Raw genomic sequence first — 11,494 nt, forward strand, 5'->3', positions numbered from 1 at the left:
CTCATGACTGCCTCCAAAAAGCAGTCTTGAATCAAGCTGCGATCAATTCGTCAACCAATTCGTCCACGCCGCCTAGGATATTATCCTCGATCAAGTGGGCGTCGCCTTCGCACACAGCATCCTCGTTGTGTGTAGCGATCACTGGGATATTTTGGATATCCCGGGCGCGGGCAGCCCCAACGTCAACAAGACCAAGAAAGTGTGTCCTTAGTTATTGACTATCCGTCAAAACGACCACCCGTGGATCAAAAGACAGCAGCGCAGCGTTATTCTCCTCCAGCCACAGGGGGTGAAAATGAACGTAGCCAATCTGCAGATCTAAGGACTTTGCATGGCAATTATGGCCGTCAATCATGCCTTGGTTGAAAAAGGCGTTCTCACGCGAATAGAGCTAAACGGAGCACTTAAGAAGGCCAAAGCGATAGCGCGAAGCGACGAACGTTTTGTCGAGGATCTCAATCCTTCGAGCCGTGATGCCGTCTGCTTTCCTATCCGAATTCTCGAGGCCGCAAACAAGGAAACAACTCCGCGATCCAGCACGTTTTCCGAGCTTGCCCGAATAATTGGAGAGACCAAAGAGCCGTACAACGATATGTATTAAGCTAACACGGATCTTTTTACGTAGTCTCACATCTTTATGCCCTGCATCCTGGAGACTGCAAGAGGGGAGGGGCGCACCACTCGAGGAATAAAGTTCCCCGCGGGGAACTATAAAGCACTTATGCAATATATAAGATGAAGCCGTGGGTCGTTACCGCGCCTCCTCAGACTCCAAAATACAAAATTTTCAAAAGTTCCCCGCGGGGAACTTCCTCTTTTCTCAGCGCCCGAATCGGACTAGCTTGAAGTTGCGCAAAAAGTTCGCACTTTTGTATTTTTGCGAAACTACATTTGGTTTTACCATTCGTTAACTCTAGTGGCGTCTAATATGCTCCAATTCAATGAGGATAAAATCGTGAATCGCCACCTGAGCAGTCTTCAGTTTATGCAGGATTTTTCGGGCAAGCTCGAAAGCGCTCTACAGAATCTTTCAATCGCTCAATATCCGCCAGATGCCCGTCGAGAAATGCGTAAATTTTCGTCGACGGAAGTCGCAGCATTGCTCGATGTCTCGGAAGCATATATCCGCCAAGTCGTTCAAAAAGATATAGGTCCGACGCCAGAGGTAACATCCAATGGGCGCCGCCTTTATACGTTGGAACAAGTCCTTGAACTCAGAATGATGCTTGCGTCGAAGGGACGTAAGAAATGGATGAACCCACGACGCACCGGAGACGAAGCTTGCCATGTAATTGCAGTTACGAATTTTAAGGGCGGGTCGAGCAAGACGTCGACGACGATTCATTTAGCGCATTATCTCGCGTTGAAGGGCTATCGCGTTCTCGCTGTGGACCTTGACCCGCAAGCCTCATTGACCAGCTTACACGGTACGCTTCCCAATTTTGATCCACGGGTTGATGATACTCTGTACGCAGCGATCCAGTTTGAGAATCCCCGGCCCACTAAAGAATTGATCCATCAGACTCATATTCCGGGACTGGATGTAATTTGCGCGGGATTGGAACTGACAGAGTTTGAAACTGCAGTAGCGCTTCAGATGCGCAAAAGCGGCACCAACTTCCTCCTTCGTGTATCGCAAGCGTTGGATCAGGTCTCAGACGACTACGACGTTATCCTGATGGATTCAGCGCCATCCCTAAACTTCTTGACGCTTGCGTCGCTTACGGCCGCTACCGGTGTGATAATTCCTGTACCCGCTCATATGCTCGATGTTGACGCTACTGGAAAGTTTCTCGAGCTCGCAGCGTCGTATATGCAGGTGTTGAATGATGCCGGAGCCGAAGTTGATTGGGATTTTGCAAAGTTCATCATAACCAAATTTGAAGCAAACGATCACCCGCAGGCTAATATGACCGCTCTTATGAGACAGGTCTTCGGCGAGGACCTCTTGCTGAATATGGTTATGAAATCGACAGCGGTAGCAGATGCACTCACGTGGAAGCAAAGCCTGTATGAAGTGCAGCGATCACGTTTTTCAGCGCCCAAAACGTATGACAGGGCGATGGAGTCACTCAACGCTGTGAACGATGAAATCGAAAAGCTGCTTTGGACAGCATGGGGCAGAGAATGAGCCGGAAAGATTCCCGATCCATCTTCGCAAACCTTATGAAGCCGCAAGAGCAAACTGGCGACATGACGCCAGCAGCTTCGCCATCGCCTCATCTTCGAAAAGTGGCGGCAGGGCTTCGCCAACTTCACGAACGCGAGGAGACGTTCGCGAAAATTCTGAAGGACGGCGATCGCATCATTGACATTGACGTTAATGATATTGCTCCGTCGCCAATTCAAGATCGCTTTGATGGCTCTTATGAAGAGTCAGCAACAGCAGAGATCGTTGAGTCAATGCGAGAACGGGGACAAATCGTTCCTGGTCTCGTCCGTCCGTTGGACGATGGAACACACCATTATCAGATCGTGTTTGGCCGCCGTCGCTGGAATGCAGCAAAGCAATTGGGATTGCCCTTCCGGGCCGTTATCAAGGAACTTACTGACGAACAGGCAATAGTCTTTCAGGGTGAAGAGAACACTAATCGAGAAGACCTTAGCTTTTTGGAAAAATGTCTTTTTGCGCATGAACAGGAAGCAGCAGGTTTTCGGCGTGATGTCATTTGCGCCTCGTTATCAACGACAAAGTCACATCTGTCTGAGATGCTACGCATCACGACTACTGTTCCGAAGTCTACATTGCTACTAATCGGAAGGGCGCCTGACACAGGACGCAGACGTTGGCTCGAGTTTTGCGAACTGTGGAACGCACGATCCAATGCCCAGCTTCTAGTTCAGCAGGCGTTGACAAGCTCGCCGTCGGATCGTTTTCAAGCCGCTGTCGCCGCTTTGAAACAACCCGATATGAAGCAAGCAACACAGGAATCTAAAGTACAGCGTGAAATCCGAGCAAACGGCGAACTGCTGGCAACGATTGCTCGGTCTAAGGCCGGTTCACGGCTAAGTTTTCAAAAAAATGTTCCTCAAGGGTTCGTTGACTTTCTTGCGGAACGAATGCCTGAGCTGCATGCGCAGTATCTGATAGACGAAAAAGAAGGATAACGACCAAAAGAAAAAGACCCCCAAAACGTCGCCGTCGTGGAAGCCTCTCTCGGATGTGGTAATCAGAGAATCGCATTTCCATGAATCAGTGTCAAGAGTCGTAAGCGTCTTTTTGGCGGGTGGATTTCTTTTGCCTTTTGAAAGGTGAGAGGGAATGCAAACTCTGAAGACTAACACGCCTGCATTTCGTGGGCGAATGGAGGCGTTTGCCCAGAATTCTGATCGGCAAGAGAAGCCGATGCAGGGGAGGGGCGTAAACAGATGGGCGCTCTACAAACAGCTTTGCGTCGCTAAGGCTGAATTCGGTCTGAACGATCGTTGTCTTGCCGTGCTGAGCTCGCTTCTGTCATTTCTGCCTGATGATGAATTGCATGAGAAAAGCGGTCTCGTCGTTTTCCCATCCAATCGACAGCTTTCGTTGCGCGCCCATGGCATGCCGGAGTCTACACTGCGCCGACATCTGGCCTCCCTGATTGAAGCCGGGATCATTGCGCGCAAAGATAGCCCGACCCGCAAACGCTATGCTCATAAGGATAGGGAAGGCGGCGTCGAGCTTGCTTTCGGCTTTTCCTTTGCGCCCTTACTCGATCGCTCCTCTGAAATTGCTGTTATCGCGGATAAGATCCTCGCCGATCAGAAAGCACTGAAGCGTCTTCGCGACGAAGTGTCGGTCATGCGCCGAGATATGGCGGCAGCTTTTGCGGGTATGGCCGAAGAAACAGGTGAGCTTGGTGAACGTCTCGAAGCGTTGTTCGTTCGCTTCCGCGCCATTGTCGACGCTATTCCTCGCCGCGCATCTGTTGATGAACTGTCCGCGATCAGGGTCAATTTTGAAGCCATTTGTGGTGAATTGGCTATCGCTCTGAAAACAATAGAGATTGTTCCGGAAATGAGCGGCAGCGGCGCTCAATTTGAGCGGCAGCATATTGAATCCCTGCCAGAATCACTATTTGAATCTCAAAATAGCAAAAAGATTGATTTGAACGCGCCTTCCGCGAAAACACCAGTTACTGTGATGCCGGAAGAAACTTCTGATGAGTTAACGCCTTCCATTTCTCTCGACCAGGTGCTTCGATCCTGTCCAGATATTCGCGAGTATGGTGCGAACGGAATTGGCACATGGCGTGAGCTTCTCAACGCCTCACGTATCGTCTCCGGCTTTCTCGGCATCAGTCAATCAGCCTATCAGGAAGCGATCCGTTTCATGGGACCGGAAATCACCTCTACCGCTATTGCCTGGATCCTGCAGAAACTATCGACCATCAATTCGCCTGGCGGATATCTACGATCTCTGACACAGAAGGCGAGGGGAGGGACCTTTTCAATCCGCCAGCTCCTGTTTTCAGGAATGAAGGCAAGTGGGCATCTCGTCTCAATATGAGACTGCGTTGACCCGTTTCTTAAGGCGCAGCCATGATTTGGAAACGAATATCGCGAATAAGCCAAATTCTGGGTTCGGGCCTTGTCGCGGGATTGCTTTGTTGGCTGGTCTGGGCTGGTGCACAGGGTCTCGTTGGCGTCATACAAAACGGGAGGATCGTCAACAGACGAGGGCCGGACCTCTATATGAGCGATAACCCCATCATATTTTGGGCCCTAAGTGGATTTTTCGCGCTCGGCGTCATTCTCATAACTGGTCTGGCGTTGATTTGCTTGTCGCACTGGTTTTCCCTTTTCCGACGTTCGAACCGTTAGGCGAGGGCTTTCATAACCGTAAGCGGTTTGGCGGATGATCGGATTATGTGCGTAGGCCGTCCGTACGAAGACCATCGCCGCCAGATTGCAGCGATGGACCTGGCGACAAGTCCGCGGGATGCCGATTCAGATCGGTCGAACGTTCTCTGCCTTGGCTTTGCCGGTGACATGCACAAAAACATCACTGCCGCCACTTTCTGGCGTGATGAAACCGAAACCTTTGTCAGAATTGAAAAATTTTACCGTGCCCGTTGCCATATGGATCCTCTTAATTGGAGCGATGTTTGCTTTGCCGAGGAAGACTATTGAATGCGCAGGGGACGCGCAACCGCCTCGTATCGCGGCGACCCGATCGATTGATCATTGAACCAAGTCGCCGCTGGCCATATGACCAGTATGAGTTCTTGTGAGGAGCCGCAGACTTGAGTGTTATATTCCTGAATGGGTCAGGCAGTTTGATTTGTGACGGCGTTGATGCTGGCCAGATTGAATTTAGTATTGCGGAGCCTTCGGACAGTCCGGATACGACTAGGCGGGGAAAACTCTGGGGGAATAAGCAGGCTATTGCTGTGGCAATGGATGCCCAGAAAGTGGAACTGAAACCTTCCGATGCTCATGATCTCTTATCTCTGGATGTAGAAGATACTGATCGGCAGGGCGGCATATCATTCAGTGTCCTGTAACAGGTTAAGCGAAGTGGCCTTTTTAGGATCAGTCAAACATTTCATTCGACGACGCGTCTTCTAGAAGGATGGCGCGGTCGGATGTACCTGATGCGAGGAGGTTGTACGCGAGCGTTGTGACCCCGACGAAAGCTATCAACATGACAATCACCGCCACCAGCAACCGGGCGTGTTGTCGGCGTTTGAAAGTTGATTTGCCAGTCCAATCGATCATTGAGGAAGGATAATTGTCGTTCATAAGTCGATACTGCGCATAAAAATGTAAACAAGACTCTGATTGAAAGCTGTGCATACAAAATTTAACTGCGCGGTAGCGGCTGAAAACGCATGAACGCTCTCTACATTGCCATGGGCGACCGTCTTTCGAAAAGGGCTGACGCTTTTTGGTGGCTTCAGCTGACTTTCAAGCGCTCAATCGTTTTTTCGCGCCAAACGCGGAGCTGACCGAAGGAATTAAACCCCGGTGTTCTTCCCAAAGACACCGGGGCCGTTCAACGCAATCTGGTCACGTCTCCATCCGCTTTGAACGCCGAAAATATAATCGCCTTGAATCCAGATTCCAACCCGTCGCTTATCCGAAAACATCGAAGACCCTTCAGTAGAATCCTGTTCTCGGGTTAATCAGTTTGGGATCTTCAAACAATTTTAGTGCACCAAATGCGGTGAGAGCGTAGCGAACGCCGCCGGCCGGAGGCACCCGCGCTCTCATATCGCGCTGTAGGGATGCCGGAGGCCCATTAAGAGAGGCGAAATGGCTTCGATTAATAAAACGGGTAAGTTCGATTTATGTTACCGAAAAGGTAATACGGAAATACCGGGGGGATGACTTATCAGGGAAATTACAGTCCTCAGATCTAAAAATAATGGCCTCTAAGGCGCACTTTTCAGGCAGAACGTGTGTTTATGGGTTGTCGTAATGAACCAAATCGGTAACATTCCTTGCTGTCGAATACCAAACTTTGAGGAGAATGTGACCGGGTAAAAAAGAAAAACCGCTCCCGAAAAAATCCGGAAGCGGGGTGCAAATTTCAAATATTTCGTAAAAATAAAGTCGCACTCCCAACTTCCAAAGTCAATACAAAACGCTTTTCGGCGAACGGGAAAGCTTTGCCTGGTCCCTAAGAGGAGACGAGGAGTATGGGAGAAGCCCAACAGCCTGTGCGGCGGGTCGGCCGCAAACAGACATCACAACGAACCGAGTTTCGGCGGCTGGCTCAGTCCGCAAAGATCGGAACGGTAACACGCGGCCAACTGATCGGTCTTGCGCAGTCACTCCCTTGCCTTGGCCTCATCAATGGCACCGAGGCGCACTTGCTTGTGGCCCTGATCAATACGGCTCCATCCGAGAGCTATGACAAAGGCGGCCGACCGATCGTGTTCAAATCCAATGCGACGCTTGCCTTCGAGATCGGACGATCCGAGGGACGTGTGAGCCGCATCTTGTCACGGCTATTCGATGCCGGTTTAGTAACCATGCAGGACAGCGGCAACTATAAGCGCTATCCGGTCCGTAATGGGAACGGTAGTATTGCCGACGCTTGCGGCATCGATCTGCGTGTTCTTATAGCTCGCTTCCCGGAATTCGATGGGATGGTCCGGAAGGCAAAGGCGGAAAAGAAGTCATTTAATGCGAACCTGCGTCGCTATCGCGGCGCCGTTCGCAATCTGCGTTACGCGCTCGCGTCTATCGAGGACCTGCCCGCGCGGCTGCGCGCGTTGATCGAGAAGCGTTTTGCGCGTGTTCTCGATGCAGTAGGCATCGCGAGCAAGGCATCAAGCGCCGTTCTCCGTCGCGCAACAGGCTTGATTGAATGGATCGTCGAGCGGGCGATGCAGCTGCCTCGCCGTGACCAGTTTTCGGATAGATACGAAGATTCGACATGCCCGTATGCCGAAAACGACACGCACAAACAGATTACAAACCCTTATTCCCTTGAAAATAGTAGAGGTGAAATGCATTCGGCTAACGCCGAACAACTCAATTACCCAAACACCGGCTTCGCCGGTAAGAGGGCTTTCGAAAAAAGCCTGGGGCACAATTCGAGTATATTAAATCAACCGCAACACCCGCCACAAGCGTTAGTGGGCCTGCAGGATCTGTTACGGGCAATACCGGCGCTGACCACCTATGGAATGTCGCGCCCCCGCACCTGGGCTGAATTGGCTCGGCTCGCCCCGCCAATTTGCCGCATGGCCGGCATTTCCGAAGACGCACGCCGCCGCGCGGTCGATCAGATGGGGGAACAAGCCGCCGCGATTGCCATCGCAATCACGCTGCAGAAGTTCGATGAGCAAAAAGTGAAGTCGCCGGGCGGCTATTTGCGCGCCATGACAGAGCGCGCCGCGGTCGGCGAACTACATCTTGCCCGCTCGGTTTTCGGGCTTGCTGCCAGACATGGAATGGAGGGAATACATTGATCTTTCGCTACATTTTCGCCTCGCGGTGGCCCTGCCGCTGACTGTCGGTCTTGCCGTCGCAGACCAATGGCCAGGTTCCGTGGCAGGAACGGCCCGCGTCATCGATGGCGATACGATCAGCATACGACAACAGCGTGTCCGGATTGCCGCAATCGACGCTTGCGAAAAGGAGCAGAGCGGCCTTTTGAACAGCAAGACATGGCCATGCGGCCTGGTTGCGCGCAGCTACCTCCGCAAAATGATCGACGGGAAGCATGTGTCCTGCCGGATCGTTGACATCGATCGCTATAACCGCTCTGTCGGTCAGTGCTTTCTCGTGACTACGGATATCGGCCTTGCAATCGTGCACGTGGGTCGGGCTGAAGCGATGTCGCTCTACTTGCCGCGAAATCACGGCATTGACATTGCCGAATACGGGTATGCCGAGAACGAAGCACGTGAACGGTTGCTTGGAGCTTGGGCGGCGGATGGAGAGAGCCCGCACTTATCGTCCGGCCCATGCCTTCAGAAAACGCCCACCGAACATAGCAAAGTTGGTATTCCAGAATAATCAGTGCAGAGAACCGTTCCGGTTATCCATATTTGTCATGAGCACACGGAAACCGTTGAAAATGCGTTGAATCCGGCTATCATGCGTTTGCATTATCAGTACCGTATCAATGGTCTACGCCGACGAGACGAGTTGCCATATTGGCGCATAGACCACACCTCTAAATCGGTTGCATTTGACGCTCGTTCGCACGTCGACGCGATTGCTGCAAAGCCGGAAGCCTGAAAAATTTCCCCGCCTGCGGCTCCTCGCGCGACAAATTTTTCGGCCCTCGGCTTCCTCCGCTGCGCTCCGGCCCAAGGGTGCAACACCGCTTACCGCCGTGCCAGTGAACGATCATCGCAACCACACAGAGGAGTGAATACCATGGCCAACGAAATCACCAATTTCATCCAGTTCGACAGCGAAGACCTCGACACTGCATCCGGCAAAGGCCGCATCTCGACCCTGACCGACGATATCGACATCGAGGTCGTGCCCTTCAACTCGGAAAACCCGGACGCTCCTACGCATCGCGTTTTCGCCAAGTCACCGCGTGGCTTTAATATCGAGGTTGGCGGCATCTGGAAAAAGGCAAAGGCCGATGGCGAAGGTTTTAAGCGCAATCTCTCGATCCGTCGCCTGAACTACAACGCCAATCTGGGCCGCTTCGGCGGACAGGACGACCCAAGCCTTCAGGCCGTTCTCGAATGGGAACCGCGCAATTGATAGCCCAACAGCGCCCGGTCAAATGCCGGGCGCAATTCACAGTAGTGCCGTAGAATCCCTTTGTTTTCTGGATTTTCAACGCTTTTGATGCTAGTGTAGACAACAACAGGAGTTTTGAAGATGAACTTTCATGCCCCCCGTCCGGATCGATCTCCGGAAGCTGTTGCCAAGCGCAAAAAGGCTACGGATCAGGCGCGCGCCGCAAATATGCGACAGGGCTATGTCCACGATCCATTGTTGGAGGCGGCAACCGCGGCCTATGTTGCCGGCGAGATCACGCGCGACGAATACAAAGCGCGCGTTGTTCGCAAACCTCAGTAATTCCCCTTCAACATTTTGGGACATGAGACCGCCTGCCTTGGGCTGGCGGCTTTTTGTTGATCTTCGTCATGGCTGAAACGGAACCCAAAGGCTCCTATACCTATCCGAATATATCGGACGATCCTGATCGCAGGGACGTGCTGCGCAACAAACTCGGAATCCGGTCTCATAAGGAACTGCGCGTCGAAGAATATCGCGCGACAGCATTCCGGATGGTTGAGATTGGCGAAGGAGACGGCCCGAAAGGCGCTTTCGACGCGCAACATCTGAAGGCCATTCATGGTCATATTTTCCAAGATATTTATGAATGGGCCGGTCATACCCGGGAAGAAAGCCCGGTAGTTGACGGCCAGAGAGTGGAGCCGATTGGCAATCTGTCGAAAGGCGGAACCTCGTTCCTGCACGGTTCGCGTATCGAGATGGGCTTGGATGAAGCCTTTAGGCCGATCCGGAATCCCGAAATTTTGCGCGGATCGTCGGTCGAACGGTTCGCCGAGATCGCCGGTAAAGTGTTGGCAGAGTTGAATTATGTGCACCCGTTTCGAGAAGGAAACGGACGGACGCAGGAGGCGCTGCTAGCATCTCTTGGTCGCGAATATGGTCATGAGGTTGACTTCACGGTCATTACCAAGCCGCGCATGATCGAAGCGTCGATCGCGACGACCAACGATCCCTCCAGTCCAGCTATGAAACATGTCTTTGAAGACGCGATCGATCCAAACCGACAGGAAGCCATAAGAGCTGCATTCGTCGATCTGGAAATGCGCGGTGAGAATGCTTTCGAGCACAACGTGCGCAGCGTCAGGCCGGGCGAACAGGTTTCAGGTCAGGTACTCGGTCACGATATCCGTGTTGTCAGCCTTGTTAGCGACCACGGGATTGTCGCCGTTGATCGCGCCGACCTTCCAGAGCGGTTGCCCAATGATGATACCGAAATCACATTCACGGCTCGTTCTGACTTCTCCCGCCTGTCGCGTCCGGATCAGGTCAGAAATGCAGATGATCCCGTCGTCGAACGAATGCCGCCAGAGCAGAAAAGCGCCGCGGACACATCCCGGCTTGCAGAGTTGTCGGCGCACAAGCCGCCCGAGCGGGATTCCGACGACCGCGAACGATAAACGGCACCCCTTCCGTGCCGAGGCCGGTCCCGTTCGAAAACGGTGACTGACATCTAGGCCGTCTCGTTCGTTGGCTGATTGACGGACAAGCTACGATAGCCACTCTCCCATGCAACCGCTTCGCGGTCCTCCTCTTCCGTTGCGGCCCAAGGGTGCGTGGGGTCGTCTCGGCTATCTCCGTTTCTTGCCGTCAACCAACGAATGGAGACGGTTATGAACCATGTCAGCGACACCTATCAGCGCATCACAAACCTCATCATCGAACAACTGGAAGCCGGCACCAAACCTTGGGTGCGGCCGTGGCGCGGAAATACCCGCCCTACCTCCATCATCCCACGCCGATCCAGCGGCGAGGCCTATCGCGGCATCAATGTCCTTATGCTCTGGATCGCATCGCAGATGAACGGCTACGAGGACACCACCTGGATGACCTATCGTCAGGCGAAGGATCTCGGCGGTCAAATCCGGAAGGGCGAACGTGGATCGTTTGTCGTTAAATATGGCACCTTTACCCCGAAGGATCAGGACGCCGATGACGACCGTTCAATCCCTTATCTCAAAGGCTACACGGTATTCAACGTAGAGCAGATCGAACACCTGCCTACCGAATATTACAGCCCGGCCGAACCGATGCCGACGGTGCCTGTGCCGCACAATGAAACCGTCGACACCTTTGTTAGCCAGACCGGAGCTATCATTCACTACGGCGGCACGAAGGCTTGCTATCGTCCTGGACCTGACGACATTCTCATGCCCGACCGGGAGCGTTTTTTAAGCGACGTCCACCTGTACTCATCGCTTCTTCACGAAATTGGTCATTATGCCGTAAGTCGGATTATGCCGATTTCGGGTGCGTAATACTGAAATTGCAGGCCATGGTCCTCTTCGCGCTC

The 11,494-nt window shown here is 52.7% G+C and carries 11 protein-coding genes and 2 pseudogenes; 11 read left to right on the forward strand and 2 right to left on the reverse strand.

The genetic code is table 11. The features are described 5' to 3' along the window. The first annotated feature begins 331 nt into the window (after positions 1-331). From KWJ32_RS27105 to repC (KWJ32_RS27120), 4 genes are all read left to right on the forward strand, one after another. On the forward strand, positions 332-601 hold the full coding sequence (locus KWJ32_RS27105; RefSeq protein WP_256886573.1) for a hypothetical protein: 270 nt from the start codon (positions 332-334) through the stop codon (positions 599-601). Positions 602-955: 354 nt separating this feature from the next. Next, positions 956-2,131, forward strand: coding sequence for a plasmid partitioning protein RepA (gene repA, locus KWJ32_RS27110; protein WP_256886574.1), 1,176 nt, complete (start codon positions 956-958; stop codon positions 2,129-2,131). Continuing rightward, positions 2,128-3,108, forward strand: coding sequence for a plasmid partitioning protein RepB (gene repB / locus KWJ32_RS27115; protein ID WP_256886575.1), 981 nt, complete (start codon positions 2,128-2,130; stop codon positions 3,106-3,108). The genes repA and repB overlap by 4 nt, the downstream gene beginning before the upstream one ends. A gap of 154 nt (positions 3,109-3,262) precedes the next feature. Next, on the forward strand, positions 3,263-4,489 hold the full coding sequence (gene repC, locus KWJ32_RS27120) for a plasmid replication protein RepC (protein WP_256886576.1): 1,227 nt from the start codon (positions 3,263-3,265) through the stop codon (positions 4,487-4,489). 479 nt (positions 4,490-4,968) lie between these two features. Here the strand turns inward: repC (KWJ32_RS27120) and KWJ32_RS27125 are convergent. Next, positions 4,969-5,061 (reverse strand): annotated as a pseudogene (locus KWJ32_RS27125) (cold shock domain-containing protein); the annotation flags it as partial. A gap of 164 nt (positions 5,062-5,225) precedes the next feature. On the opposite strand from KWJ32_RS27125, the gene KWJ32_RS27130 reads away from it, so the two are divergent. Next, positions 5,226-5,486 carry a hypothetical protein gene (locus KWJ32_RS27130; protein ID WP_256886577.1) on the forward strand — a complete coding sequence of 87 codons (261 nt, stop codon included), beginning with the start codon at positions 5,226-5,228 and terminating at the stop codon, positions 5,484-5,486. 28 nt (positions 5,487-5,514) lie between these two features. Here KWJ32_RS27130 and KWJ32_RS27135 read toward each other — a convergent pair whose 3' ends face one another. Further along, a complete protein-coding gene (locus tag KWJ32_RS27135) occupies positions 5,515-5,724 on the reverse strand; it encodes a hypothetical protein (RefSeq protein WP_256886578.1) in 210 nt (69 codons plus the stop codon). Positions 5,725-6,623: 899 nt separating this feature from the next. On the opposite strand from KWJ32_RS27135, the gene repC (KWJ32_RS27140) reads away from it, so the two are divergent. From repC (KWJ32_RS27140) to KWJ32_RS27165, 6 genes and pseudogenes are all read left to right on the forward strand, one after another. Continuing rightward, positions 6,624-7,904, forward strand: a complete 1,281-nt coding sequence (gene repC, locus KWJ32_RS27140; RefSeq protein WP_256886579.1) for a plasmid replication protein RepC — start codon at positions 6,624-6,626, stop codon at positions 7,902-7,904. Further along, positions 7,882-8,454, forward strand: a complete 573-nt coding sequence (locus KWJ32_RS27145) for a thermonuclease family protein (RefSeq protein WP_256886580.1) — start codon at positions 7,882-7,884, stop codon at positions 8,452-8,454. The genes repC (KWJ32_RS27140) and KWJ32_RS27145 overlap by 23 nt, the downstream gene beginning before the upstream one ends. A gap of 366 nt (positions 8,455-8,820) precedes the next feature. After that, a complete protein-coding gene (locus KWJ32_RS27150; protein ID WP_094574695.1) occupies positions 8,821-9,162 on the forward strand; it encodes a DUF736 family protein in 342 nt (113 codons plus the stop codon). 120 nt (positions 9,163-9,282) lie between these two features. Next, the gene (locus KWJ32_RS27155) at positions 9,283-9,483 is read left to right on the forward strand and encodes a hypothetical protein (protein WP_256886581.1); all 201 of its coding nucleotides are present in this window, start codon (positions 9,283-9,285) and stop codon (positions 9,481-9,483) included. 68 nt (positions 9,484-9,551) lie between these two features. After that, positions 9,552-10,601 (forward strand): Fic family protein, encoded by a 1,050-nt coding sequence (locus KWJ32_RS27160; RefSeq protein WP_256886582.1) that lies wholly within the window; start codon positions 9,552-9,554, stop codon positions 10,599-10,601. A gap of 213 nt (positions 10,602-10,814) precedes the next feature. Continuing rightward, positions 10,815-11,420, forward strand: a pseudogene (locus KWJ32_RS27165) (ArdC-like ssDNA-binding domain-containing protein); the annotation flags it as partial. Positions 11,421-11,494: the final 74 nt, after the last annotated feature.

The sequence above is a fragment of the Ochrobactrum sp. BTU2 genome (assembly GCF_024539785.1).
Classification (GTDB): Bacteria; Pseudomonadota; Alphaproteobacteria; order Rhizobiales; family Rhizobiaceae; genus Brucella; species Brucella anthropi.